The 26,808-nt window shown below is 58.2% G+C and carries 25 protein-coding genes; 3 read left to right on the top strand and 22 right to left on the bottom strand.

Annotated elements, in window-relative coordinates; genetic code table 11:
- Positions 1–71 precede the first annotated feature (71 nt).
- From ptsG to yceD, 14 genes are all read right to left on the bottom strand, one after another.
- A complete protein-coding gene (gene ptsG / locus FN633_RS05690; RefSeq protein ID WP_154057042.1) occupies positions 72–1,505 on the bottom strand; it encodes a PTS glucose transporter subunit IIBC in 1,434 nt (477 codons plus the stop codon).
- A 294-nt stretch (positions 1,506–1,799) separates the two neighbouring features.
- Positions 1,800–2,597 carry a metal-dependent hydrolase gene (locus FN633_RS05685; RefSeq protein WP_042392778.1) on the bottom strand — a complete coding sequence of 266 codons (798 nt, stop codon included), beginning with the start codon at positions 2,595–2,597 and terminating at the stop codon, positions 1,800–1,802.
- 10 nt (positions 2,598–2,607) lie between these two features.
- Positions 2,608–3,612 (bottom strand): DNA polymerase III subunit delta', encoded by a 1,005-nt coding sequence (gene holB / locus FN633_RS05680; protein WP_154057041.1) that lies wholly within the window; start codon positions 3,610–3,612, stop codon positions 2,608–2,610.
- A complete protein-coding gene (tmk, locus tag FN633_RS05675; RefSeq protein WP_154057040.1) occupies positions 3,609–4,250 on the bottom strand; it encodes a dTMP kinase in 642 nt (213 codons plus the stop codon). The genes holB and tmk overlap by 4 nt, the downstream gene beginning before the upstream one ends.
- Positions 4,240–5,262, bottom strand: coding sequence for a cell division protein YceG (gene yceG / locus FN633_RS05670; RefSeq protein WP_154057039.1), 1,023 nt, complete (start codon positions 5,260–5,262; stop codon positions 4,240–4,242). The genes tmk and yceG overlap by 11 nt, the downstream gene beginning before the upstream one ends.
- On the bottom strand, positions 5,259–6,074 hold the full coding sequence (gene pabC / locus FN633_RS05665; RefSeq protein ID WP_154057038.1) for an aminodeoxychorismate lyase: 816 nt from the start codon (positions 6,072–6,074) through the stop codon (positions 5,259–5,261). The genes yceG and pabC overlap by 4 nt, the downstream gene beginning before the upstream one ends.
- Positions 6,075–6,204: 130 nt before the next feature.
- Complete coding sequence (gene fabF / locus FN633_RS05660) at positions 6,205–7,446, bottom strand: beta-ketoacyl-ACP synthase II (protein ID WP_154057037.1); 1,242 nt, start codon at positions 7,444–7,446, stop codon at positions 6,205–6,207.
- 88 nt (positions 7,447–7,534) lie between these two features.
- A complete protein-coding gene (acpP, locus tag FN633_RS05655; protein ID WP_042392766.1) occupies positions 7,535–7,774 on the bottom strand; it encodes an acyl carrier protein in 240 nt (79 codons plus the stop codon).
- A gap of 178 nt (positions 7,775–7,952) precedes the next feature.
- The gene (gene fabG, locus FN633_RS05650; protein WP_042392763.1) at positions 7,953–8,687 is read right to left on the bottom strand and encodes a 3-oxoacyl-ACP reductase FabG; all 735 of its coding nucleotides are present in this window, start codon (positions 8,685–8,687) and stop codon (positions 7,953–7,955) included.
- Positions 8,688–8,703: 16 nt separating this feature from the next.
- Positions 8,704–9,633, bottom strand: a complete 930-nt coding sequence (gene fabD, locus FN633_RS05645; protein WP_154057036.1) for an ACP S-malonyltransferase — start codon at positions 9,631–9,633, stop codon at positions 8,704–8,706.
- Positions 9,634–9,650: 17 nt separating this feature from the next.
- Positions 9,651–10,604: a beta-ketoacyl-ACP synthase III gene (locus tag FN633_RS05640; protein ID WP_154057035.1), complete on the bottom strand. Its 954-nt coding sequence runs from the start codon at positions 10,602–10,604 to the stop codon at positions 9,651–9,653.
- Between the two features lie 6 nt (positions 10,605–10,610).
- On the bottom strand, positions 10,611–11,645 hold the full coding sequence (plsX, locus tag FN633_RS05635) for a phosphate acyltransferase PlsX (RefSeq protein WP_154057034.1): 1,035 nt from the start codon (positions 11,643–11,645) through the stop codon (positions 10,611–10,613).
- 121 nt (positions 11,646–11,766) lie between these two features.
- Positions 11,767–11,940, bottom strand: coding sequence for a 50S ribosomal protein L32 (gene rpmF / locus FN633_RS05630; RefSeq protein WP_042392755.1), 174 nt, complete (start codon positions 11,938–11,940; stop codon positions 11,767–11,769).
- 48 nt (positions 11,941–11,988) lie between these two features.
- A complete protein-coding gene (gene yceD / locus FN633_RS05625) occupies positions 11,989–12,510 on the bottom strand; it encodes a 23S rRNA accumulation protein YceD (RefSeq protein ID WP_042392753.1) in 522 nt (173 codons plus the stop codon).
- A gap of 141 nt (positions 12,511–12,651) precedes the next feature.
- Between yceD and FN633_RS05620 the strand changes: the two genes are divergently transcribed.
- A complete protein-coding gene (locus FN633_RS05620; protein WP_154057033.1) occupies positions 12,652–13,236 on the top strand; it encodes a Maf family protein in 585 nt (194 codons plus the stop codon).
- A gap of 58 nt (positions 13,237–13,294) precedes the next feature.
- On the opposite strand, the gene rluC is transcribed toward FN633_RS05620, so the two are convergent.
- Positions 13,295–14,242 (bottom strand): 23S rRNA pseudouridine(955/2504/2580) synthase RluC, encoded by a 948-nt coding sequence (rluC, locus tag FN633_RS05615; protein WP_208673963.1) that lies wholly within the window; start codon positions 14,240–14,242, stop codon positions 13,295–13,297.
- 567 nt (positions 14,243–14,809) lie between these two features.
- Here rluC and rne point away from each other — a divergent pair.
- Entirely contained in the window at positions 14,810–18,112 is a 3,303-nt protein-coding gene (gene rne, locus FN633_RS05610; protein WP_154057031.1) for a ribonuclease E, read from the top strand.
- 42 nt (positions 18,113–18,154) lie between these two features.
- On the opposite strand, the gene FN633_RS05605 is transcribed toward rne, so the two are convergent.
- Entirely contained in the window at positions 18,155–19,090 is a 936-nt protein-coding gene (locus FN633_RS05605) for a LysR family transcriptional regulator (RefSeq protein ID WP_154057030.1), read from the bottom strand.
- Positions 19,091–19,199: 109 nt separating this feature from the next.
- Here FN633_RS05605 and FN633_RS05600 point away from each other — a divergent pair, with 109 nt between their 5' ends.
- Positions 19,200–20,411: an MFS transporter gene (locus tag FN633_RS05600; protein WP_154057029.1), complete on the top strand. Its 1,212-nt coding sequence runs from the start codon at positions 19,200–19,202 to the stop codon at positions 20,409–20,411.
- Between the two features lie 81 nt (positions 20,412–20,492).
- Here the strand turns inward: FN633_RS05600 and flgL are convergent, their stop codons facing one another.
- From flgL to flgG, 6 genes are all read right to left on the bottom strand, one after another.
- The gene (flgL, locus tag FN633_RS05595; RefSeq protein WP_154057028.1) at positions 20,493–21,446 is read right to left on the bottom strand and encodes a flagellar hook-associated protein FlgL; all 954 of its coding nucleotides are present in this window, start codon (positions 21,444–21,446) and stop codon (positions 20,493–20,495) included.
- A 14-nt stretch (positions 21,447–21,460) separates the two neighbouring features.
- Positions 21,461–23,113, bottom strand: a complete 1,653-nt coding sequence (gene flgK, locus FN633_RS05590; protein ID WP_154057027.1) for a flagellar hook-associated protein FlgK — start codon at positions 23,111–23,113, stop codon at positions 21,461–21,463.
- Between the two features lie 75 nt (positions 23,114–23,188).
- Positions 23,189–24,145 carry a flagellar assembly peptidoglycan hydrolase FlgJ gene (gene flgJ / locus FN633_RS05585; protein WP_042392738.1) on the bottom strand — a complete coding sequence of 319 codons (957 nt, stop codon included), beginning with the start codon at positions 24,143–24,145 and terminating at the stop codon, positions 23,189–23,191.
- Positions 24,145–25,242, bottom strand: coding sequence for a flagellar basal body P-ring protein FlgI (locus FN633_RS05580; RefSeq protein ID WP_042392737.1), 1,098 nt, complete (start codon positions 25,240–25,242; stop codon positions 24,145–24,147). Before FN633_RS05580 ends, flgJ begins: the two co-directional genes overlap by 1 nt.
- Positions 25,243–25,253: 11 nt before the next feature.
- Entirely contained in the window at positions 25,254–25,952 is a 699-nt protein-coding gene (gene flgH, locus FN633_RS05575) for a flagellar basal body L-ring protein FlgH (RefSeq protein ID WP_106403933.1), read from the bottom strand.
- Between the two features lie 60 nt (positions 25,953–26,012).
- Positions 26,013–26,795 (bottom strand): flagellar basal-body rod protein FlgG, encoded by a 783-nt coding sequence (gene flgG, locus FN633_RS05570; RefSeq protein ID WP_042392733.1) that lies wholly within the window; start codon positions 26,793–26,795, stop codon positions 26,013–26,015.
- Between the last annotated feature and the right edge of the window lie 13 nt (positions 26,796–26,808).

The raw sequence follows: 26,808 nt of genomic DNA, 5'->3' as shown, positions 1-26,808 counted from the left end.
GCATAAATTACCAAAAGTTAAGCAATAAAAAAGGGAGCCTTACGGCTCCCTCAGTCTCCCCAGACTGCAAATTAGCTGTTGCGGATGTACTCATCCATTTCGGTTTTCAGGTTATCGGATTTAGTACCGAAAATAGCCTGAACGCCCGAACCTGCAACCACCACACCCGCTGCACCCAGTTTCTTCAGGCCAGCTTGGTCAACCTTCGCCACGTCGGCCACGCTTACGCGCAGACGGGTAATACAGGCGTCGAGGTTAGTGATGTTCTCTTTACCACCGAAGGCAGAGACCAGTGCCGGAGCCATCTCGCTGGTTGCACCAGCTTTTGTGTCTTCGGTTGCGTCTTCACGACCCGGGGTTTTCAGATCCAGCGCTTTGATCAGCACGCGGAACACGGTGTAATAGATTGCCGCGTAGCACAGGCCAACAATCGGGAACAGCCACAGTTTGCTGCCGTTACCGCTCAGCACGATGAAGTCGATCAGACCGTGTGAGAAGGAGGTTCCGTCACGCATACCCAGCAGGATACAGATTGGGAAGGCCAGACCCGCCAGCACCGCATGGATTCCGTAGAGGATCGGCGCAACGAACATGAAGGAGAACTCGATCGGCTCGGTGATACCGGTCAGGAACGAGGTCAGCGCAGCGGAGATCATGATCCCGCCCACTTTGGCACGGTTTTCCGGTTTTGCAGAGTGCCAGATAGCAATGGCCGCAGCCGGCAGGCCGTACATTTTGAACAGGAAGCCACCGGAGAGTTTACCTGCGGTCGGGTCACCTGCCATGTAGCGCGGGATATCGCCGTGGAAGACCTGGCCTGCCGCGTTGGTGTATTCACCAATCTGCATCTGGAAAGGAACGTTCCAGATGTGATGCAGACCGAACGGCACCAGGCAGCGCTCAATAAAGCCGTAGATACCAAACGCCACAACCGGGTTCTGGTAAGCAGCCCACTGGGAGAAGGTCTGGATAGCCGTACCGATCGGTGGCCAGATGAAGGAGAGGATCACGCCCATGAAGATCGCAGCCAGACCAGAGATGATCGGCACGAAGCGCTTACCGGCGAAGAAGCCCAGATACTCAGGGAGCTTGATGCGGTAGAAGCGATTGAACATGTAGGCAGCAATCGCACCCGCGATGATCCCGCCGAGAACACCGGTATCCGCAAGGTGTTTCGCCGTAATCTCTTCCGCAGGCAGATGCAGCACCAGCGGCGCAACCACGGCCATGGTTTTCACCATGATGCCATAGGCAACCACTGCCGCCAGCGCAGACACGCCGTCATTATTGGTGAAGCCAAGTGCAACACCGATAGCGAAAATCAGAGGCATATTAGCAAAAACGGAACCGCCCGCTTCTGCCATAACATGGGAAACCACTTCTGGAAGCCAAGTGAAGTTAGCCGAACCGACGCCAAGCAGGATCCCTGCGATGGGCAGTACGGAAACGGGCAGCATCAGTGATTTACCGACCTTTTGCAGGTTAGCAAATGCATTCTTAAACATAATTGAGAGTGCTCCTGAGTATTTGTGCTTTTTTTACGTTTTCACGCATTGGCTCGGGGGGAGAACCGCGCCCTGGACAGAGCATCTAAGTGCCCTTTATTTATTACACAGAGTAAAATAAATCGCCCTAAGTTTGTTTGACGGTTATCACGTTTCAAAACGCGGTCACCTGAAAACTTTCACTTATTTACAAAAACGGGGTCTGAAAGTATCAAAAACTCGACTCACCGCCAAGTTTCTGGCGGTGCACTCTACTCGCATTGTCAATTAATTACGAGCCTTAAAAAAACAGACTTATTGGCGGGATAGCAGACGCGCAGGGTCGATATGGAACAGCGTGGCGAAATTTTGCGTGGTCTGCTGCGCCAGCGTTTCCAACGATACGCCCTTCAGCACGGCCATGTACTCCGCAACGTCGCGGGTCATCGCAGGCTGATTCTCTTTGCCCCGGTGCGGAACCGGTGCCAGATAGGGTGAATCCGTCTCCACCAGCATTCTGTCCAGCGGTACGTAGCGTGCAGCGTCGCGCAGCTGTTCAGCGTTACGGAAAGTAACAATGCCAGAGAACGAGATATAGAACCCCATATCCAGCAGCTTTCCTGCCGTTTCTCTGTCTTCAGTGAAACAGTGTAGTACGCCACCGCAATCCGTCACCTTTTCCTCGGCCAGAATCGCCAGCGTATCTTCGCGAGCATCGCGGGTATGAACAATCACTGGCTTATTCAGCTCGCGGCCAATGCGAATATGGTTGCGGAACGACTCCTGCTGAATGGGTTTGGTCTCCGGGGTATAGAAGTAGTCCAGCCCGGTCTCGCCCATGGCGACGACGCCCTCCTCTGCCGCCAGGGTGCGCAGCTCCTCAACGTCATATACCTCGTCCTGATTGAGCGGGTGTACGCCGCAGGAGAAGGCCACGTTGTCACGATTGCCTACCAGCTCGCGCATGGCGCGGTAGCCCGGCAGCGTTGTGGCCACGGCGAGGCAAAACTTAACGTCGCGGGCGGCCGCTTTGGCCAGCACGTCGTCCACGTCCCGGTGCAGGGATTGATAATCAAGGCCATCAAGATGGCAGTGGGAGTCGACTAAAAACATAATGTCTCTCTTAAAGATGGGATACAGGCAGCACGGCGTCGGGTTGCAGCCAGTGCTCCTGGCTCAGGAGTAAATCGGTTAACAGCAGTTCACGATTAACGCCGGTCACGGTCAGCAGCTGCTCCCGGCAGGTAAAGATCGCCGCTAAGAGCGCGCGCAAACGCGCAGGCGCGATAATTTTAGCCAGCCGGGTAACCAGCGGATACGCGTCGGCGTTGCCGATCTGCGTGGCTCCCTGCTGGATTTTCATGGCGTCAAGATAGAGCGAGGCCAGCCAGTGCAGACGATCGGCAACGCTGTCATGGTTCAACGCAGGTAGCAGAGAAAGCCAGTCGCCGCTGATCAGGGCCGCATCCACGGCAGCGCACAGCGTCTGCCGCTGTGCCCACGCATCGGTAGAGATCAGGGTTTGTGCCGCGCCTGGGGCACCGCCGCAGAGCCGCAGCGCCGTCAGGATCGCCTCGGGCGAGGCCTGAACCTCCCGTGACAGCCAGGCACAGGCATAGCGCTCGTCCGGTGGCGCAAGGTGATGCAGGCGACAGCGGCTGCGTAGGGTGGCCAGCAGGCGGGCCGGCTCACGGCAGGCGAGGAAGAACCAGGTATTGGCTGGCGGCTCCTCCAGCGTTTTAAGCAGGGCGTTGGCGGCGGCCTCGGTTAGGCGGGCCGCATCGCTCACCCATACCACCTTCGCGCCGCTCAGGCGTGCATGCTCGTAAAGCTTCTCGCTCACCTCGCGCACCGCATCAATACCGAGCGTGCTTTTGCCCTTCTCTGGCTCCAGCATATAGTAATCCGGATGGGTTCCGGCCTGCATCAGCTGACAGCCGCGACAGCGACCACAGCTTTTATGGCCGTCGGGCTGCTGGCAGAGTAAGTAGCGCGTCAGGGCATAGATTAACGCCTCGTCACCCATACCGGGCAGAGCGTGGATCAGTAGCGCATGGTGTCCGCGTCCGGCCTGGTAGCTGGCCACCAGGCTTTCAAAGTCCGGGCGTAACCATGGATACCATTTCATGCGCCCTGCTCCTGCACCCAGGCGGTAACCGTCTGGCGAATGTCGCTCATCACCTCGTCGAGGGAGCGGGTGGCGTCGATGGTTTTAATGCGCGGATCGGCAGCGGCAAGCTCAAGGTAGCGGGCACGGGCGCGATGGAAGAAGTCATAGGACTCCTGCTCGATGCGGTCCAGCTCGCCCCTGGCGCGGGCGCGTTTCAGACCCACTTCCGGCTCAACGTCGAGGTAGAGCGTCAGGTCCGGGCGGAAATCGCCTAATACGGTGTCACGCAGGGTCGCCAACATATGGGCGTCAATACCGCGTCCGCCGCCCTGATAGGCTTGAGTCGAGAGATCGTGGCGATCGCCGATCACCCAGCAGCCACGGGCCAGCGCGGGCTTGATGACCGTCTCCACCAGTTGAACGCGGGCAGCATAGAACATCAGCACTTCGGCTTTGTCGGTAATGACCTCATCGCCTACCGATTTGATATCCAGCACCAGGCTACGCAGCTTCTCAGCAAGCTGGGTACCGCCCGGCTCGCGGGTAAAGATCATCTCGCCTACCCCAAGCTGGGTCAGCGTCTCCACGACGGTATCGCGGGCGGTGGTCTTTCCGGCCCCTTCCAGCCCTTCGATAACGATGTATTTACTGGCCATTTTTTTCCTTAAGCACTTTCAGATAGTCCTGCACCGCGCGGTTGTGGCTGACAAGGTTGGTGGTAAAGGTATGCCCCCCCTTGCCATCAGCGACAAAATAGAGATACGGCGTTTTAGCCGGATGCGCAGCGGCACGCAGCGATGCGGCGCTCGGGATGGCAATCGGTCCCGGCGGCAGGCCGCTAATGGTATAGGTATTATACGCCGTTGGCGTTTCCAGATCGCTACGGCTGATTTTACCGCTGTAACTCTCCCCCATGCCGTAAATAACGGTGGGATCGGTTTGCAAACGCATGCCGGTACGCAGACGGTTGATGAAGACCGAGGCGACACGATCTCGTTCGCTGGCAACCGCCGTCTCTTTTTCAATAATCGAGGCCATGGTCACCAGCTGGTTTTGATCCTTATACGGCAGATCTTCCGCCCGCCCTTCCCAGGCCTTGTTCACCGCGGCGACCATTTTATCATGGGCGCGTTTAAGCATTGTGATGTCAGTGGTATTGGCAGTGTAGAGCCAGGTATCGGGCCAGAACCAGCCCTCAATCCACTCAGGGTGCTCAAACTTCAGCGCCTCTGCCACGGTGGCGTAGCTGTCATCCTTCAGGGTGTGCTGAATATAGGGCGCATCGCGAAGCTGCTTCAGGAGGTCACTGAGACGCATTCCCTCCACCAGCCGCAGCGGGAACTGCGCCTCTTTGCCGCTCTCCAGCAGTCGCAGCATGTCGCGTACGGTCATGTCCGGCGTAAAGCGATAGGTCCCGGCTTTAAAATGAGAGAGAGCCGGCTCCACGCGCAGCAGCCACTGGAAAACGCGGGGGCGGTTGATGATCTTCTCGCTATAGAGCTGGGTTCCCAGCGCCTGGCGGCCGGTGCCCGCTTTCAGGGTAAAGATGGTCTCTGCGTTAATCAGCAGCTTGCTCTCCGCCAACTGGCGAACCTTCCAGTAACCTGCCCCGGCAGCAATGCCCAGAACCACCAGCAGAAGTACAACAAAACGAAAAATTTTCTTCATGACGAGATCGCACGCTCACAAAGGGGAGATAAAAAGGAATACAGCTCGCGGGATGTCCATTCCCACTCGCCGCAGGCGTTAACCGGCACGACCGGCATCAGCGCGTTACAGATCAGCACCTCATCGGCCTCAGCCAGCGCCTTTGGCCGGGCGTTAACTTCGGCGAAGGTAAAGCCCGAGACGGCCAGCCGGTCAATAATAAACTGACGCATAATGCCCTTCACGCCAGCCTGGTCAAGACAGGGCGTAAATACCGTCATGCCCTGCCGCCAGAATAAATTCGCGGCACAGCATTCCGTAAGCAACCCGTCGCTGTCAAGAACCAGCGCCTCGTCGCCTGCCGTCTGCTCAAGATGAGTACGAATCAGCACCTGTTCAAGGCGGTTGAGATGCTTTATACCCGCCAGATGGGGATTGCGCCCGAGCCGGATCGGGCTGAGCGCGAGGGTGATCCCCGCCTGCTGCCAGCGGGCATAGTGGGCAGGCGGCGCTGACAGGCTCAGGATACGCGTGGGCGTCTGGCAGCCCGCGGCGCTGTAACCGCGCCCGCCTGCGCCCCGGGTGATCATCACCTTCAGCACGCCCGTCTGCTGGCGACCTGCCAGAGCGAGCATCTCCTGCTCAAGGAGAGGCCAGTCGGTAAACGGGATAAATAATCGCTCACAGGCCTCGCGCAGGCGGGCAAGATGGGCAGAAAGCAGCTGAACCTCACCGGTTTGGATCCGAGCGGTGGTAAAGCAGCCGTCACCGAACTGTACAGCCCTGTCGTTCGCCGTCAGCGTCTGCTGTTGGCAGCCATTTATCAAGAACATAGCGGCTCCTGTATCCGTGGCCGGGTAGTCTGGCAGGATGCGAAACGCAGGACAAGCGGAGAAAGCTGAATTGAAAGGGAAAACGAGCAGAACGGACCGGGCAGCACAGAGGCTACCCGGTCATACGGCGTTAGATCCGTTTAAAGATCAGCGAGCCGTTAGTACCACCGAAGCCAAAGGAGTTACACAGGGTGTACTCCAGATTGCTCACCTTGCGTGCGACATGCGGAACGTAGTCCAGATCGCAACCCTCATCCGGGTTATCCAGGTTGATGGTCGGCGGGATCGCCTGATCGCGCAGGGCCAGGATCGAGTAGATAGACTCTACCGCGCCCGCCGCGCCCAGCAGGTGACCGGTCATGGATTTGGTGGAGCTGACCATAACGCGGCTTGCCGCTTCGCCAAATACGGATTTCACCGCCTGGGTTTCGGCTTTATCGCCGGCCGGCGTGGAGGTGCCGTGAGCGTTAACGTAGCCAATCTTCGCTGGATCCAGCTGGGCATCACGCAGCGCATTGGTCATCGCCAGTGCCGCACCCGCACCGTTTTCCGGCGGCGAGGTCATGTGGTAAGCATCGCTGCTCATACCAAAGCCAATCAGCTCGGCATAGATTTTCGCACCGCGTTTTTTCGCATGCTCATACTCTTCCAGCATGACCATACCCGCGCCGTCGCCCAGCACAAAGCCGTCACGTTCTTTATCCCACGGACGGCTTGCCGCCTGCGGATTGTCGTTACGGGTGGAGAGCGCACGCGCTGCGCCAAAGCCGCCCACGCCAAGCGGGGTACTGGCTTTTTCAGCGCCGCCCGCCAGCATGGCGTCAGCATCACCGTAGGCGATAATACGCGCTGCATGGCCGATGTTGTGCACGCCAGAGGTACAGGCCGTGGCGATGGAGATGCTCGGACCCTGCAGGCCAAGCATAATCGTCAGGTGACCGGCGACCATGTTAACGATGGTAGAGGGCACAAAGAATGGGCTGATTTTACGCGGGCCGCCGTTGACCAGCGAGGCATGGTTCTCTTCGATCAGGCCAAGACCGCCGATACCTGAACCGATAGCGGCCCCGATACGGTGAGCGTTCTCTGGGGTGACCTCAAGGCCAGAATCCTGCATGGCCTGCCAGCCCGCAACAACTCCATATTGAATGAAGGCATCCATCTTGCGCTGCTCTTTGCGCGAGATGATGTCATCACAGTTAAAATCCTTTACTAAGCCAGCAAATTTTGTTGCATAGGCGCTAGTATCGAAATGGTCGATCAGGCTGATGCCACTCTGACCGGCAAGGAGAGCACTCCAGGTAGACTCTACGGTATTGCCGACAGGAGACAACATGCCAAGTCCGGTCACAACTACACGACGCTTAGACACGTTTGTCCTCCAGGGAGGGATAAAAAAGAGATGGGTGGGAGAAAAAGATAAAACTCAGGCGGTCGAATGACCGCCTGGAGATGTTCACTTATGCCTGGTGACCGTTGATGTAATCAATGGCAGCCTGAACAGTAGTGATCTTCTCAGCTTCTTCGTCCGGAATCTCAGTATCAAACTCTTCTTCCAGAGCCATTACCAGCTCAACGGTGTCAAGAGAATCCGCGCCCAGATCGTCAACGAAAGAAGCATTGTTAGTCACTTCTTCCTGCTTAACGCCCAGCTGCTCGCCAATAATTTTCTTAACGCGTTCTTCGATAGTGGTGCTCATACTCTTAAATTTCCTATCAAAACTCGCTTTCGCGATGGTTTTCGTAGTGTATAAAATGTTGAAAAATTTGCAACTAAATCCCGGCAGGTCGTACCACGATTTTGCGCTATTTTGAGGCCAATTGGGCTGATAACGCAAATAAAATTATTCCCATTTGATGCTTTAGGAAATAACGTGGTTAAACCATATACATTCCGCCGTTGACGTGCAGGGTTTCACCGGTGATGTAACCCGCTTCGTCAGAAGCTAAAAATGCTACCGCGCTGGCAATCTCTTTTGGATCGCCAAGGCGACCCGCCGGAACGGCTGCCAACGTACCCGCACGCTGATCTTCGGTCAGCGCACGCGTCATGTCCGTTTCAATAAAGCCCGGAGCAACAACGTTTACAGTAATGCCGCGGGACGCAACTTCGCGCGCCAGCGACTTACTGAAACCGATCAGGCCTGCTTTCGCCGCAGCGTAGTTAGCCTGACCAGCATTTCCCATGGTACCCACCACAGAACCGATAGTGATAATGCGACCATGACGCTTCTTCATCATAGCCCGCATTACCGCTTTTGACAGGCGGAAAACAGAAGAGAGATTGGTTTCGATGATATCGTTCCACTCGTCGTCTTTCATCCGCATTAACAGGTTGTCGCGAGTAATCCCGGCATTATTCACCAGAATATCTACTTCGCCAAACTCTGCCCGGACATTTTCCAGCACAGATTCAATAGATGCAGGATCGGTCACGTTTAACAGTAAACCTTTGCCGTTTGCACCTAAGTAGTCGCTGATGGCCTGCGCGCCGCTTTCGCTGGTCGCGGTACCGATCACCTTCGCGCCGCGGGCAACGAGGGTTTCAGCGATTGCGCGGCCAATGCCACGGCTTGCACCGGTAACCAGTGCGATCTTTCCTTCAAAACTCATGGTTTTGGGTTCCTTTTTATTGCTCAGCCGCCGCTGACAGTGCCGCAGGCTCGTTAATGGCTGAGGCGGTCAGGGTGTCAACAATACGCTTGGTCAGGCCAGTAAGCACTTTGCCCGGACCGACTTCATACAGGTGCGTAACGCCCTGAGAAGCGATAAATTCAACGCTCTTGGTCCACTGTACCGGACTGTAGAGCTGGCGAACCAGCGCATCACGGATAGCTTCCGGCGTGGTTTCGCACTTCACGTCAACGTTGTTCACCACCGGAATAGCCGGCGCGTTGAAGGTGATTTTTTCCAGCTCGGCGGCCAGCTTCTCTGCTGCGGGCTTCATCAGCGCGCAGTGGGATGGCACGCTCACCGGCAGCGGCAGCGCGCGTTTAGCACCCGCGGCTTTACAGGCCGCGCCTGCGCGCTCAACCGCCTCTTTATGCCCGGCAATGACCACCTGGCCCGGCGAGTTATAGTTCACCGGAGAAACAACCTGGCCTTCAGCGGCCTCTTCGCAAGCGTTGGCAATCGCCGCATCGTCAAGGCCGATAATCGCCGACATGCCGCCGGTGCCTTCCGGTACCGCTTCCTGCATAAATTTGCCGCGCAGCTCAACGAGGCGTACGGCATCGGCGAAATCGATCACGCCCGCACACACCAGCGCAGAGTATTCGCCCAGGCTATGACCTGCCATCAGCGCCGGGGTTTTACCGCCCTGCTGCTGCCAGACGCGCCACAGTGCGACGGAAGCCGTCAGCAGCGCAGGCTGAGTCTGCCACGTTTTGTTGAGCTCTTCTGCCGGGCCCTGCTGGGTCAGCGCCCACAGGTCATAGCCCAGCGCCGCAGAAGCTTCACGGAACGTCTCTTCAACCAGCGGAAACTGTGCTGCCACATCGGCCAGCATACCCACGGTCTGAGAACCCTGTCCCGGGAACACAAAAGCAAATTGCGTCATCTTATTTATCCTTAATACTAGAAACGAACCAGCGCAGAGCCCCAGGTAAAACCGCCGCCGAAGGCCTCAAGCAGCACCAGCTGGCCCGGCTTGATACGTCCGTCGCGCACGGCTTCATCCAGCGCACAAGGCACCGACGCCGCAGAGGTGTTGCCGTGACGGTCAAGGGTCACCACCACTTTATCCATATCCATACCCAGCTTTCTCGCCGTCGCGCTGATAATGCGCAGGTTCGCCTGGTGCGGAACCAGCCAGTCCAGCTCGGCGCGATCGATATTATTCGCCGCCAGCGTCTCTTCAACGATGTGCGCCAGCTCGGTCACGGCCACTTTGAAGACTTCGTTACCCGCCATGGTCAGATAGGTTGGGCTGTCCGGCGTGACGCGATCCAGATTCGGCAGCGTTAACAGCTCGCCGTAGCTTCCGTCCGCGTGCAGATGGGTAGAGATAATACCCTGCTCTGCGGATGCGCTCAGCACAGCCGCGCCTGCGCCGTCACCGAAGATAATGATTGTCCCACGATCGGTGGGATCGCAGGTACGGGCCAGCACGTCAGCGCCGATCACCAGCGCATGCTTCACCGCACCGCTTTTGACATACTGATCGGCAATGCTCAGGGCATAGGTAAAGCCTGCGCAGGCGGCAGCCACGTCAAATGCCGGGCAGCCTTTGATCTCCAGCAGGCTCTGCACCTGGCAGGCCGCGCTTGGGAACGCGTGGGTCGCCGAGGTGGTGGCGACGATGATCAGACCGATCTCAGTTTTATCAATGCCCGCCATGTCGATGGCGCGCTTAGCGGCTTCGAAACCCATGGTTGCCACGGTCTCATCCGGGGCGGCAATGCGGCGCTCACGAATGCCTGTGCGGGTGACAATCCACTCGTCAGAGGTATCGACCATCTTTTCCAGATCGGCGTTGGTTCGCACTTGCTCGGGCAGGTAGCTGCCGGTACCACTAATCTTCGTATACATATACGCTCAGTCTTTTTCCGGTAACACAGATTTCAGGCGCGCGGCAATCCGTTCGGGGACATGCCGCTGCACCGCCTGCACTGCCTGTTCAATCGCGACAGCAAATGCGCGCTGATTGGCTGCACCATGACTCTTAATCACCGTGCCGCGCAATCCTAACAGACAGGCACCATTATACTGGTCGGGGTTGAGGTGACTGAATCGCCTTGTCAGGCTTTTTTGTAACCAACGCTTTAATAAAAGCAGCCACCACGACCGTTTTTTACCCTCGCCCTGCGATTTCAGCAACGACAGGAACATTCTGACCATGCCTTCCATCGTCTTCAACGTCACGTTGCCGGTGAAGCCGTCGCAGACCAGCACATCCGTTTTGCCGGTGAGCAACTCATTGGCTTCAAGATAGCCAATATAGTTGATCGATGGGATCGATTTTAGCAGCGCCGAGGCATCGCGGATGCTGTCGAGGCCTTTGACCTCTTCTTCCCCGATATTGAGCAGCGCCACGCGCGGATGTTCAATACCGATGACCTCTTCGGCCATTACCGATCCCATAATGGCGAACTGCACCAACATGGTACTGTCACAGTCAACGTTAGCGCCGAGATCCAGCACCACGGTTCTGCCCTTCTGCTGATGCGGCAGCACCGTCATCAGCGCCGGACGTTCAATACCGTCAATGGGCTTAAGCAGTAGCTTAGCCAGCCCCATCAGCGCCCCGGTATTGCCTGCGCTGACGCAGGCCTCGGCGCGCCCCTCTTTGACCAGCTCCAGCGCGATGCGCATAGAGCTACCCCGGCTGTTGCGTACGGCCTGGGCGGGACGGACATCACTGGCAATAACCGACTGGGCAGGAATAACCTGCAGGCGCGAGCGCTGATCAAAATCGGCTTTGGCAAGTAATGGCGTGATAGCGTCGGGATGACCGACTAACAGAAGTGTGAGCTGAGGGTTAGAATGCAGTGCCTGCAATGCTGCAGGCACTGTCACGGAAGGGCCAAAATCGCCCCCCATGACATCTAACGCCAGGGTTAGACGTGTCAAGGTATCGTCGAGCCTGGTTCGGTTAACCCCCGCTTACGCGGGGATTTCCTCACTAAGCTTCATCACGCTTTCACTCTACGTGTTCACACCACAAGGACATGAATACGCGAGTAACGCGTGATTACTTAGTGATAACCTTGCGACCGCGGTAGAAACCGTCAGCGGTCATGTGGTGACGCAGGTGAGACTCACCAGAAGTTTTGTCTACAGACAGGCTGGTGACTGCGGTCAGCGCGTCATGGGAACGACGCATGCCACGTTTGGAACGGGTTGGTTTATTTTGTTGTACGGCCATGGACCTTACTCCTCAATTACGGTAACTCCATTACTACGGAGAAACCTGTTACTTACGCTTTAAGCTGGCTAATACGGCAAATGGGTTTGGCTTCTGTGCCTCTTCAGGCAGTTCACCAAAGACCATGTCCGCGTCGGACACTTCACAGTGTTCAGAATCATGCACCGGCACTACTGGCAAGGAGAGGATAATTTCATCCTCGACCAGAGCCAGCAGGTCGATTTCACCGAATTCGTTAACCTGAATCGGTTCATACGCTTCCGGGAGTGCTTCGGCCTGCTCGTCTTTGACGATCGGGCTAAAACAATATTGTGTGTAGACCTGATGGGCAAATGTCTTGCCGCAGCGCTGACACTCGAGCGTTACCGAAACTTTTGCATCGCCGGTTAAAACCGCAAGGCGCTGGTTATCGATAGCGAACGACATGGAGCATTCCACATCACTGTCTACACTGACTACGGATTCAGCGACGCGCTCGGCCTGCTCACGAGTGTATACACCCTCGTAATCAAGGCGTTTTTGAGCGGTACGGACCGGATCAAGAGTCAGGGGTAATTTTACCTTTTGCATAGGGCGCGCATATTAACTTTGTAACGTTCTGGAGTCAAAGAAAAAGGCAGTCTGTGATTGCCTTTTGCCAATTATTCGCACACATTGCGGCCTGTAGTTTAAAATGCCTGACCTCGTTATGCCATATAGGGTGGAAAAAATATGTCGAATATTATTCTTGCGTCCACGTCTCCTTACCGCCGCGCGCTGCTGGAAAAACTCGGCATTGCCTTCGAGTGCGCCGCACCGGGTGTGGATGAGACCCCGGAGCCTGGCGAATCGCCGCGTCACCTGGTGCTGCGGCTGGCGCAGGCCAAAGCCCAGTCGCTGGCGGAGCGCTACCCTAACCATCTGATTATTGGCTCCGATCAGGTCTGCGTGCTGGACGGAGAGATCACCGGCAAGCCGTTAACGGAGGAGAAAGCCTTCCAGCAGCTGATGAAGGCGCGGGGCAACATCATCACCTTCTATACCGGGCTGGCGCTCTATAACTCCGCCACCGGCCATCTGCAAACCGAGTGCGAGCCATTTGACGTCCACTTCCGTCACCTGAGCGAGCAGGAGATAAATGATTATCTGCGTAAGGAGCGGCCGCTGAACTGCGCCGGCAGCTTTAAAAGCGAGGGATTGGGAATTGCGCTGTTTGATCGCCTGGAGGGCCGGGATCCGAATACGTTGGTGGGGCTGCCGCTGATTGCGCTGTGCCAGATGCTGCGCCGGGAGCATGCGAATCCGTTACTGATGTAAATAACGTCCGGCGGTACGATTTTGTAGGCCCGGCCAGCTTGCGCCGCCGGGCGTTACGTTACCCGCGCAACACCTTCAGACAGCGTTTGAGCTGCTCATCCAGCGGCGCTTCAATGCGCAGGGTTTCGCCGGTACCCGGATGGGTAAACTTCAACGCCGCCGCGTGCAGGAAGAGACGGTTTAATCCGGTGCCTGCCAGCTGCTTATCAAACTCGCGGTCGCCGTAGCGATCGTCAAAGGCGATGGGATGCCCGGCGTGCTGGGTATGGACGCGGATCTGGTGGGTACGGCCAGTAATCGGGCTACAGCGCACCAGGGTAGCAAAGGCATAGCGCTCTTCTACCTTAAAGCGCGTCTCCGACGGTTTGCCTTCGCTATTCACGCGTACGATCCGCTCCCCGCTCTGCAGAATATTTTTCAGCAGCGGAGCCTGGACCGTTTTGACATGCGACTGCCACTGGCCACGCACCAGCGCCAGGTAATCTTTTTGCATGCCTTTGTCACGCAGCTGCTCATGCAGGGCACGCAGCGCCGAACGCTTTTTGGCCACCAGCAGCACGCCGGAGGTATCTCGGTCCAGACGGTGTACCAGCTCCAGGAAGCGCGCTTCCGGACGCAGGGCGCGCAGGCCTTCGATGACGCCAAAGCTCAGCCCGCTGCCACCGTGGACGGCGGTGCCTGACGGCTTATTCAGCACCAGAATATGATCATCTTCATAAAGAATGACATCCGCCAGCGCCGCCACCTTATTCAGATGCGGCGACACCGCCTCCTCTTCACGCTCGGCAACGCGCACCGGTGGGATACGCACCTCATCCCCGCCCTCCAGCTTATACTCGGGCTTCACGCGCTTCTTGTTAACCCGCACTTCGCCTTTACGCAGGATGCGGTAAATCATACTTTTCGGCACGCCCTTCAGCTGGGTGCGCAAAAAGTTATCGATGCGTTGCCCGGCGTCGTCGGCCGCGATAGCAACAATTCTTACGGATGGAGTCTCAGTTTTCATGGGGGGCGATTCTAAAAGCCCTGCCCGATTCGCGCCACTCATTTTTATGTGCTTATATTTATCTCTACCGGTGTCTTGTTGACCGGCATCACGCTTTTCGCTGGGTTTTAGAACAATCCCTGGGCAAACGTGAAAAAACTGTTAGTAACCGGGTGATAAATGGCAAAAGTCATCTTGCTATAACAGATTTAGCAAGGAATAATGAGGCTGTTTTCCGCTTGAATCTTGTTAAACAAGGAAATTTGCGGAATGACCAGTTTTGCCTGTCCGATCATCCACGCAGCAATGGCGTAAGACGTATTGATCCTTCAGGCACTTAGCGGGCTGCGGGTTGCAGTCCTTACCGGTAGAGGGATCGACCCTGGAGAGTAATACCCAGGCAGTTCCCCTGATAATTGCGCTGTTTTTCCGTATGAAATACAGGCAACCGACACTCTGCGCCTCTTAAGCGTGCGATAACCGTGAGGTTGGCGACGTGAACAGACACGAGGCCATCGGTTCACCCCGGAAAGGCGTTAACTATGCCCGCAGCCTAGTCGTCAATGTAAGAATAATGAGTAAGTTACGATGAAAAGAATGTTAATTAACGCAACTCAGCAGGAAGAGTTGCGCGTCGCCCTTGTTGATGGGCAGCGCCTGTACGACCTGGATATTGAAAGCCCGGGACACGAACAGAAAAAAGCGAACATCTACAAAGGTAAAATTACCCGTATTGAACCGAGCCTTGAAGCCGCATTTGTTGACTACGGTGCTGAGCGTCATGGTTTCCTACCTCTGAAAGAGATCTCCCGCGAATACTTCCCTGCTAACTACAGTGCCCATGGCCGCCCGAACATCAAAGATGTTCTGCGCGAAGGCCAGGAGGTCATTGTCCAGATTGACAAAGAAGAGCGCGGCAATAAAGGCGCAGCCTTAACCACCTTTATCAGCCTGGCCGGTAGCTATCTGGTTCTGATGCCAAACAACCCGCGCGCGGGCGGCATCTCTCGCCGTATTGAAGGTGATGACCGTACCGAGCTGAAAGAGGCGCTGGCGAGCCTGGAGATGCCGGATGGCATGGGGCTTATCGTTCGTACCGCAGGCGTAGGCAAATCTGCCGAAGCGCTGCAGTGGGACTTAAGCTTCCGCCTGAAGCACTGGGAAGCGATCAAGAAAGCCGCTGAAAACCGCCCTGCTCCGTTCCTGATCCACCAGGAGAGCAACGTTATTGTTCGCGCCTTCCGCGACTATCTGCGCCAGGATATCGGTGAGATCCTCATCGACAACCCGAAAGTGATGGAGATGGCACGCCAGCATATCGCTGCGCTGGGCCGTCCTGACTTCAGCAGCAAAATCAAGCTCTACACCGGTGAGATCCCGCTGTTCAGCCACTACCAGATCGAATCGCAGATTGAATCCGCCTTCCAGCGTGAAGTGCGTCTGCCGTCTGGCGGCTCTATCGTTATCGACTCTACCGAAGCGCTGACCGCGATTGATATCAACTCCGCCCGCGCAACCCGCGGCGGCGATATCGAAGAGACAGCGTTTAACACCAACCTGGAAGCGGCTGACGAAATCGCCCGCCAGCTGCGCCTGCGCGACCTAGGCGGCCTGATCGTTATCGACTTTATCGACATGACCCCGGTTCGCCACCAGCGCGCGGTTGAAAACCGCCTGCGTGAAGCCGTGCGCCAGGATCGTGCCCGTATTCAGATCAGCCATATTTCTCGCTTCGGCCTGCTGGAGATGTCCCGCCAGCGTCTGAGCCCGTCCCTCGGCGAGTCCAGCCATCACGTCTGCCCGCGCTGTAGCGGTACCGGCACCATCCGTGACAACGAATCCCTGTCACTCTCTATTCTGCGCCTGATCGAAGAGGAAGCGCTGAAGGAGAACACCCAGGAAGTTCACGCGATTGTTCCCGTGCCGATTGCCTCCTACCTGCTTAACGAAAAACGCGCCGCGGTAAGCGCGATCGAAGCGCGTCAGGGCGGCATTAAGTGCGTTATCGTACCGAACGACCAGATGGAAACCCCGCATTACTCCGTGCTGCGCGTGCGTAAAGGCGAAGAGACCTCGACGCTGAGCTACAAGCTGCCGAAGCTGCATGAAGAGGCGATGGCGCTGCCGTCCGAAGAGGAGTACGCCGAGCGCAAACAGCCTGAACAGCCTGCGCTGGCCACCTTCGTGATGCCTGACATTCCGCCAGCACCAGCGCCACAGTCTGCGCCGGTTGTTGAAGAAAAAGCACAGCCAGCCGCTGCACAGCCTGCCGCTCCGGCGGAAACGGGCCTGCTGGGCCGTCTCTTTGGCGCACTGAAGAAGGTGTTCGCCAGCGAGCCAGCCAGCCAGCCGGTTGAGGTTAAAGCGGAAGAAGAAGTTAAAGAAGAGAAACCGGCCCGTTCCCAGGAGCGTCGTAAGCCGCGCCAGAACAACCGCCGTGACCGCAACGAGCGCGGAGACCGTGGCGATCGTAACGAACGTCGCGATAGCCGTAGCGAAGGCGCTGAAGCGCGCGAAGGTCGTGATAACCGCGACAACCGCGACAACCGTGAGCGTGACGAGAATCGCCGTGGCCGCCGTGAAAAACAGCAGCCGAACGGTGAAGTTCGCGAAGTTCGCCAGCCGCAGGCCGTTGTTGAGGACGCAGATAAGTCTAAATCCCGCGATGAGCAGCAGCAGTCACGCCGCGAGCGCAACCGTCGCCGTAACGACGAGAAACGTCAGGCTCAGCAAGAAGTTAAAGTGCTGAACCGCGAAGAGCAACCCGTCCCGGAAGTCGAAGCGGAACAGGACGATCGCGTTCAGGTGATGCCGCGCCGTAAACAGCGCCAGCTGAGCCAGAAGGTGCGTTTTGAGTCTGCGCCGTCCGCCGATGCTGCTGTTGATGAGTTCGCTGCCGCGACGCCGATGACAGATGCCCAGGCGTCCCATACCGAGCTGGCGAAGGTCGATCTGCCTGCGGTTGTTGAGCAGCCGGTTCAGGAGCAGGAAGAGTCCAGCGAGAATCGTGATAACGCCGGGATGCCGCGCCGTTCACGTCGCTCTCCGCGTCACCTGCGCGTCAGCGGCCAGCGCCGTCGTCGCTACCGTGACGAGCGCTACCCGACCCAGTCCCCGATGCCGCTGACCGTAGCCTGTGCATCGCCGGAGATGGCGTCAGGTAAAGTGTGGATCCGCTACCCGGTCGCTCAGAACATCGAGCCGGTACAGGATGACACTACCGTTGAGACCGCACCGGAAGCTACCCAGCAGCCGATCGTTGAGCCAGTAGCAGAGCCGATTGCGGCATCCGTTAGTGTTGAACCGACTGTAGTTGAACCTGTAGCCGTTGAACCTACCGTCGTCGAGCCGGAAGCTACAGTGAGCGAGCCGCAGCCTGCCGCAGTGGACACCACGCATCCTGAAGCGATTGAGACGCCGGTTGACGAGCAGCCGCAGCTGATCGCCCCGGAAGACGTGCCGGTTGCTGAGCACATCGCTGAGATCGCCGAGCCCGCTGAAGAAGTTGAAGAAGTAAAAGCCGCTGAGCCGGTCGTTGAGACTAAGCCAGAAGTTGAGGCGAAGCCAGCCGTGGAAGCGCAGCCTGTGGTTGAAGCCCAGCCAGAGCCAGAAGCGAAACCCGCTGTCGAGCCGAAGCCGGAAGCAGACGTTAAGCCTGCTGCGGCGGTTAAACCGGCCGCTGCCGTTGAGCCTGTCGCTGCCAAGCCGCTGCACAGCTTTGCCACCGCGCCGATGACCCGCGCCCCGGCCCCGGAATACGTTCCTGAGCCGCCGCGCCACAGCGATTGGGTTCGCCCGGCGTTTGATTTCGAGGGTAAAGGTTCTGCGGGCGGCCATAGCGCTAGCCATCAGGCTACCGCCCCGGCAACACGCCCGCAGCAGCCTGAGTAACGCGCTCTGCGAATAAAAAGCCGACCTCCGGGTCGGCTTTTTTTATGCCCCGGTGGCGGGAAGGCGCATCCCTGTGATGCCGGGAACCGCCTCGCGCATCATTTGCAAAAAGGCCCGCAGCCGGGCCGGATAGTAACGCGCCCACGGATAGACCAGATGCACCGGCAGCGGGGCGGGCTCCCAGTCCGGCAGCAGATTGACCAGCCTGCCCTCGCGTAGGTCCTCCGCTACCGCCCAGCTTGAGACGATCGCTGCGCCTAATCCTTGCAGGGCCGTACTGCGTGCAACGTAGAGGCTGTCGGTATAGAGCCGTGGGGCAATGGTCACCTGCTCAACCGCCCCGGCGGTATGGGTCAGGCTGATGCTGTGCTGATAGAAGGTGCTGAGCGCCACCCACGGCAGTGCCGCCAGCTGCTGCGGCCCGGTCACGGCTGGGGTGTGAGCAAGCAGCGCAGGCGCAATCACGATGCTGCGTGGCACCTCCGCCAACAGCACCGACACCGTACTCGGATCGATCTCCGCGCCGACGCGAATAGCGCAGTCAATGTTAGCGCTAAGAAAATCGACGTTTTTATCGTTCAGCATCCACTCCACCGAGAGCTGCGGATGCTGGCTCAGAAAGCGGGTCAGCGGCGCGATCAGTTGCTCCTGCCCGAAGGCGTGCGGGGCGCGCACCCGCAGGGTACCCACCGGCTCATCGCCAGCGTGACTTACCTCATCCTCAAGAGTGGACCAGGCCGATAGCAGCCGCCTGGCGTGCTGGTAGCAACGTTCGCCATCATCGGTCAGCTTCATGGCGTGGGTAGTGCGCAGGATCAGCTTGACCCCCAGCAGCGCCTCCAGCGACTGAAGACGGCGGCTTACCGTTGCCTGGGTGGTTTCCAGCAGCCTTGCGGCAGCAGACAGGGAGCCGCTCTCAACGATGCGGACAAAGGTATGCATCAGATCAACCCTGTCTATACGTTCAGTTCGCTTCATTTTATTTTTGCCTATACGTTTCGCGTATAGCTCTTTTACCATTGGACCGGCTACCGCGTCACGCCATCTTCAGCAAAAATGTCTTCACACCACCTTTGAGGACTCTATTATGAACCGCCAGGCATCACCCTTTGACGTACCGCGCTGGATTATCTTTATCCTGGCGATGGGAGCCGGATTCAGCGTTGCCGCCATCTATTATGCTCAGCCTCTGCTGCCGCTGATGGGGCGCGATCTCCATTTAACCGTTAACGGCATGGGGCTCGTGCCAACGCTGACTCAGGCAGGCTATGCGCTGGGCATTCTGTTCCTGCTGCCGCTGGGGGACCGCTACGATCGCCGGATGCTTATCCTGGTAAAATGTGCCGCGCTGGCCCTCTTCCTGCTGGCCTGTAGCCTGACCAGCCATCTCAATACCCTGCTGGCGGTAAGCCTGCTGCTGGGGATGGCCGCCACGATGGTGCAGGATATTGTGCCTGCTGCCGCGATCCTTGCCCCGGAAGGCAAACAGGGAAAAACCGTCGGCACCGTGATGACCGGCCTGCTGCTGGGGATCCTGCTCTCCCGGACGGTAAGCGGCTTCGTGGGGGCGGCCTTTGGCTGGCGGGTGATGTACCAGCTGGCGGCAGCGAGCATCGCGTTTATTGGCGTTGTGATGTGGGCGGTGCTGCCGCGCTTTGCTACCCACTCCAGCCTCAGCTATCCGGCGCTGATGCGCTCTGTCGCCCAGCTGTGGGGGCGCTACCCTGCCCTGCGCAGCGCCGCGCTGGCACAAGGTTTTCTCTCGGTGGCCTTTAGCGCCTTCTGGTCTACCCTCGCAGTCATGCTGCTGGATCGTTTTCACCTGGGCAGCGCGGTAGCAGGCACCTTCGGCATTGCTGGCGCGGCGGGTGCCCTGGCTGCACCGCTGGCCGGTGGCCTGGCCGACCGGGTCGGGGCAGCGAAAGTCACCCAGCTGGGTGCGGCGCTGGTAACCGTCTCCTTTGCGCTGATGTTTGCCCTGCCGCTGCTCTCAACCCAGATGCAGCTAGTAGTGATTGCGATTGCGGCGGTAGGTTTCGATCTGGGATTACAGTCGAGCCTGGTTGCTCACCAGAATTTGGTTTATAGCCTGGAGCCGCAGGCGCGGGGCCGTCTTAATGCGCTGCTGTTTACCGTGGTGTTTATCGGCATGGCAGCTGGCTCGGCCCTCGGCAGTAAAATCTACACTATGGCGGGCTGGCCTGGCGTTGTGGCCCTGGCTACGGTCTCAGGCATCATTGCTCTGGCAATCCGCCTGACAACCGGTACGCGTCGCGCAGCGGTAGTCAACGTTGGATAAAAAAAAGCCGCCCCGGTCAATGAGGACGGCCTGCAAAGAGAGCTCATACCTGTCCATTTAACCGGACAGGTTTTCTTTTTATTAAGAGTTAATCTGGAACAGCGACATGCCCTGCATATCGGAAAACGCTTTATAAGATGCCTGTAGCGCCGCCTGCTGCATGGTGTAGGAGGAGATAGCCGCATTCCAGTCAACGTCAACCAGATCGCTCATCTGCTGGGTCTGGCCCAGGGCGCGATCGGTACCCAGCGCGTCAAGGTTATCCAGCTCATTCAGCTGGGTCCCGACTTCGGCACGCACGGCCAGAACGTTGTTAAGAGAGTTGCGCAGGCCACGGTTGGTTTTATCCATCACCTCTTGCGCCTTGGTCTGAGCCGTCTCATCCCCACTTACCGGGGTCTTCAGCGAGGCAATAGCCGAATCCAGCATGGCAAACAGGTTCGTTTCCGGGGCGGTGCCGTCCGGCTCAGGTACCGCATTGCTGGTCACGCTGTCAAAAACCTGGGTGCCAGTGTGAGCAATCACCATTGATCGCGCGGCATCTACCTGCTGGGTAATCGGCTGCGCGCCGCCACCGTACTGACCGGTAGTCTGGTTGAACGGTGCGCTTTCGGTTTTGTAGCCGCCAAAAATATAGCGACCGTTACCGTCGGTACTGTTGGCAAGGTTCATGATCTGATCGCGAATACCCTGCAGATCGGTTGCCAGCGAGGCGCGGTCGTCATCGCTCAGGGAGCCGTTGCCGCTGTTGATGACCTTGGACTGCGCCGACTGGATCGCGGTAGAGACCTGATCCAGGATGCTGTCTTCCAGCGACACTTTCTGCGTCGCGAAGGTGCGTGCCAGCTGATACTGGCTGTTCTGCGCCTGGGCCTGGGAGAGCACCACCGCCTGCGAGGCGGCGATAGGGTCGTCGGAAGCACGGTTGACGCGCTTGCCGGTAGACATCTGCTCACCGTAGCCTAGCCACTTGCTCTGCGAACTGGTGACACCACGCATGTTTTGTTCATACATCATCTGAGTGCTAACGCGCATCATTAACCTCTTGCTTAGCGGATGTTCAGTAACGCATCAAACAGCGAGCTCGCCGTCTGTAAAACCTGTGCGTTTGCGAGATAATATTGCTGGTAACGCTGAAGGTTACCGTACTCTTCGTCGAGGTTAACCCCGGAGATAGACTGCTGCTGGTTGCTCAGCTGAGTGACCACGTTATCCTGGGTAGTGCTGCTGCTCTTCAGCGTGGCCGTGGTGCTGCCCACGGTACTGACCAGCGCGGCATAGGCATCGTTGAAGCTCTTGTTGCCGCCAACGCTCTTGCTTTTTTGCAGATCCAGCAGCGCCTGGCCGTTGACGTTATCGCTATCACCGCTGGTGGCCGACGCCGCCATGGCAATTTTTGACTCGTCCTGGAAGGCCAGATCCATATTGACGATGGCGTTGGCCGTCGGCTTGATAATAAAGCTGTCGTTATTGCCCGCACCATTGGTGGCGCTGATATTGACCTTCAGACCGTCAAAGTTCAGGCTGCCGTCGTTGGCATCCGGCGTGGCGGTAAACGAGGTGTTGTCTGACAGGCGAGTCACCTGCCACTTCGAGCCATCGTAAGCCACCTTATAGTCGGTTGCCTGCACCTTGCTGCTGTCGCTCACCGTGGTGGTCAGCGCCGCATCGCCGGTGTTGCGTGCGTTGCTCAGCGTAGAAGGCGATCCAATGGTAAAGAAGTCGCCGCCCTTGTCGCCGTTAGCGTCAAAGCCTTTGGCATGCTGGGCGTTGAAGGCGTCAGCAAAGGAGAGCGCCAGCTGGCCCAGCGAGTTGCGGGTCTGGTCGAGGTTCTGGCTGCGGAAGGTCATCAGCCCACCGAGGGAGCCGCTGTTGAGCAGCTTCTCTGGGATCTCCACATTGCCCGCAGTAGCATCAACGTAGGCTACGGTGGTGCGGGACGGATCGGCGCTGGACGGCACGGCAGCCAGCTGACGCGAAGCGCTGCCCTGAACCAGGGTGTAGCCATTAGCCATGCTGATGTTATAGGTGCCGCCATCCTGAACGCTCACTTCCACGCCAACAATCTTGTTGAGCTCGCTCACCAGCTGATCGCGCTGATCCAGCAGGTTGTTTGGCGAAGAGCCTGCGCCCACGCCGGTCAAACGGGAAATCTGATCGTTAAGGTTAGCGATCTGGGTGGTGTAGTTGTTGATCTGATCCACGCTGGAGGAGATAGACAGATTAACCTGCTTATCCTGATCGCGCAGATACTGATCGGTTACCTTGAACTGGTTCACCAGCCCGTCGGCTTTGCCCAGCAGCGTCTGGCGTGAAGCCGGATCTTCTGCGTTGCTAACCAGCGTTTGCAGGCTGGTGAAGAAGCCCTGCATGGTGGTGGCCAGGGTGTTTGTCGAGCCAGAGAGCATGTCATCAATTTTGGACATCTGCTCATAGCGCGTGGTCAGGCCGCTGCTCTGGGTCTGCGCGGCGCGCAGCTGATTGGTGATGAAGGCATCATATTCACGCTGGACGCCGGTGACGTTCACCCCGTTGCCAACCCAACCGCCTGCACCCAGCGTACTGTTTGCCTGTGCCAGCACCGTCGTCTGACGGGTATAGCCCGCGACGTTATAACTGGAGATGTTATTACTGACGGTATTCAACGCGGCCTGGGCTGCATTCAGCCCGCTCATGGCGCTGTTAATCAAGCTACTGGACATGGAGATTCCTTATACACTTTTAGACATAAGTCCTGCTAACGATTATCGGCAGCGCCAGGCTGAACTTGAGAGCTGTCAGAACAGATTTTCAATATCGTTGCTGTAGGCTTTACTCACCTTATCGCTAAGGGATTTCAGCTGCTGGATCATGCTGGTCAGCTTACGGGCATAGTTCGGATCGGTAGCGTAACCCGCACTCTGCAACGCCTGCGCCCCCTGCTCGGCGGTGGCCGCAGTGGTAACGGCGGCATAGCGTGGGTTGCGCGACAGCAGGCCTACGTAGTCCGACAGCGCCTCCAGATAGGAGCCGTAGACGCGGAACTTCGCCTTCACCTTCTTCGCCTCACCGTTCTCATATTCGGTGGTGGTGATCTCGGTGGTAGGTCCCTTCCAGCTGCTGCTGGCCTTGACGCCAAACAGGTTAAAGCTCGGCTCACCGTTTTCACGCTTGATCTGCCGCTGGCCCCAGCCAGACTCCAGCGCCGCCTGGGCGAGGATCAGGTGGTGCGGCACCCCGCTCTGCTCGCTGGCCAGCCGCGCCGGCAGTGAGAGCTGAGCGAGGAACTCTTTGCTGTCGCCCGACAGTGCGGCATCGTTGCCCCCGCCGTCGGGCGTTTTCGGCATCGCCTTGCGCACCATCTGGGTCAGGGCCTGGTTTTGATAACTGGTCACCGTTTCCAGCGGGAACTTCATTGGCACCTGCGAAGGTGCCTCTGTCGGTTCGCTCTGGCCGCCGGACATCTGCTTCACCATCATCTCCGCCAGCCCCAGCCCCTTGCCCGCAGTTAACTGCTGAGCAATCTGCTGGTCATACATGCTAGTGTACATGCGGGTGGAGTCGCTGCTAAACAGGCCGTCTTTTGGCAGGGCTTCACGCATGCTTTTCAGCATCATCTGCACGAACATCCCTTCCACCTGGCGCGCCACCGGGCGCAGGTTAGCCTGCGGATCCTGCCCGGCCTGGGTTTTCAGTTCATTCAGCGATTGCGCATCCCATGCCGCGCTCGCCATCATCCGGCTGTCGGTTAGCATTAGATAATTTCCAGTTTCGCGCGCAGGCAGCCTGCGCTCTGCATTGACTGAAGGATCGACATCAGATCGATCGGCGTCGCGCCCAGCGCGTTCAGCGCCCGAACAACGTTGTTCAGGTTGGCGCTGGAGCGAACGCTCTGCAGCGAACCGCCGCTCTGGCGCAGATCGATCTGCGTCTGCGGGGTGACCACGGTCTGGCCACCGCCAAACGGCGTATCCGGCTGGCTGACGTTGGCCTGGCGGTTTACGGTCACCGAGAGGTTGCCCTGGGCTACCGCACAGCTGTCCAGCGTCACCTCGCGGTTCATTACCACCGATCCGGTACGGGAGTTGATCACTACCTTCGCATCCTGCGGCGTCACGCCCACTTCCATATTCTGGATATCGGCCAGGAAACGCACCTGCGAGCTGTTGCCGCTCGGCACGCGGATCTGGATGGTCCGCGCATCCAGCGCCGTGGCGCTGCCGTAGCCGCGAGAGCGGTTGATGGTGTCGGTGATCTGCTGCGCCAGGGTGAAATCTTCCTGGTTCAGCTGCAGATTGATGGTGTTGCCAGAGCCAAACTGGCTAGGCAGCTCACGCTCGACCACCGCGCCGCCGGTAATACGGCCGCCGTTGAGCTGGTTGACCTGCACGCTGCTACCGCCTGCCGCTGCGCCCGCGCCGCCGACCAGCACGTTGCCCTGCGCCAGAGCGTAGACCTGGTTATCGACGCCTTTCAGCGGCGTCATGATGAGCGTCCCGCCGCGCAGGCTCTTGGCGTTACCCATGGAGGAGACCACCACGTCGATGGTCTGTCCCTGGCGGGCAAACGCCGGGAACTGGGCGGTAACCATCACCGCCGCCACGTTTTTCAGCTGCATGTTGGTCCCGGCGGGGACGGTGATCCCCATCTGGGAGAGCATGTTGTTCAGGCTCTGAGTGGTAAACGGCGTCTGGGTGGTCTGGTCGCCCGTGCCATCCAGGCCGACAACCAGCCCGTAGCCAATCAGTGAGTTCTGTCGTACGCCCTGTACGCTGGTGAGGTCGCGGATGCGCTCGGCCTGGGCAATAGTTGCTACCAGTACCAGCGCGATCCCTGCCAGATATTTAAACATTGGTCACCCCGTTACATCGGCGAGAGATTAAGGAAGAAACGCTGCAGCCAGCCCATATTCTGCGCTTCGTTGATATAGCCGTTGCCGACATATTCAATGCGCGCGTCCGCCACCTGAGTGGACGGAACGGAGTTGCTGCCGCTGATGGTGCGTGGGTTCACGACACCGGAGAAGCGGATGAACTCAGTGCCCTGGTTAATGGCGATCTGTTTTTCACCCACGACGTGTAAGTTACCGTTGGCCAGAACCTGGTCAACCGTCACGGTCAGCGTTCCGCTGAAGGTGTTGCTGGCGTTGGCCCCACCCTTACCGTTAAAGCCGTTGCTGCCTGAGGCGTCAACATCCGCACGGGCGTTGCCAAACAGGCCTTCTAAGTAGCGCGGCGCAGTACCGACGCCGAAGTTGGTTTTGCCGTCGCGGCTGGCGTTCGCCGACGAGCTTTTACTGGCGCTGACGTTCTCTTGCAGCACAATGGTCAGCGTATCGCCTACGTTACGCGGTCTGCGATCCTCAAACAGCGGCTGATAGCCGTAGTTGATGGGCTGGGCAGTCTGAAAAATGGAGCCGTTGACTATGGGCTGCGGGCCAGGCGTGGGCTGCGCAGTGGTTGCACCCTGCACCAGCGGCGTCGAGGGGATCCAGGCACACCCGTTGAGGGTGAGTGCCACCAAAGCCATAAGCGGATAACGAAACGCGGCGGATTTATGCATTGCTTTCATCTTCGAAATCAGGGGCCCGGCGCGGCGGTTACTGCCGCACCGGAGCGCGCCTTAGAGTTGCGTCAGTTTTTGCAGCATCTGATCGGTAGTCGATACGGCTTTACTGTTAATTTCGTAAGCGCGCTGAACCTGGATCATATTCACCAGCTCTTCAGCCACGTTCACGTTAGAGGTTTCAACATACCCCTGGTAAAGCAGCCCTGCACCGTTCAGGCCAGGCGTCGAGTCGTTCGGCGCACCGGAAGACTGCGTTTCGGTGTAGAGGTTCTCACCAATGCTTTCCAGACCGGTATCGTTCATAAAGGTGGTCAGGTTGAGCTGCCCTACCTGGACCGGTGCGGCCTGGCCCTGCTGGGTCACGCTCACCACGCCGTCACGGCCGATGGTGATGCTCAGGGAGTTCGCCGGAATGGTAATGGCTGGCTGCACCTGGAAACCGCCTGCGGTTACCAGCTGGCCGTTCTGATCCACCTGGAAAGAGCCGTCACGGGTATAGGCTGAGGTGCCGTCCGGCAGCATCACCTGGAAGAAGCCCTGGCCTTTGATTGCCACGTCTTTACTGTTGTTGGTCTGGGAGAGGTTACCCTGACTGTGCAGGCGCTCGGTGGCCACCGGACGGACGCCGGTACCAATCTGCAGGCCTGACGGCAGCGTCGTCTGCTCGGACGACTGTGCGCCGGGCTGGCGAACGGTCTGATAGAGCAGATCTTCAAAGACCGCGCGCTGACGCTTGAAACCGTTGGTGCTGACGTTCGCCAGGTTGTTGGCGATGACGTCCATATTGGTTTGCTGGGCGTCGAGGCCGGTCTTGGCAATCCATAAAGAGTTAATCATAGTTAGTCCTGTA

The sequence above is a fragment of the Pseudescherichia vulneris genome (genome assembly GCF_902164725.1).
GTDB classification, from domain to species: Bacteria; Pseudomonadota; Gammaproteobacteria; order Enterobacterales; family Enterobacteriaceae; genus Pseudescherichia; species Pseudescherichia vulneris.
Note: the sequence above shows the minus strand (reverse complement) of the source record. Positions and strands in the feature narration are given on the sequence as shown.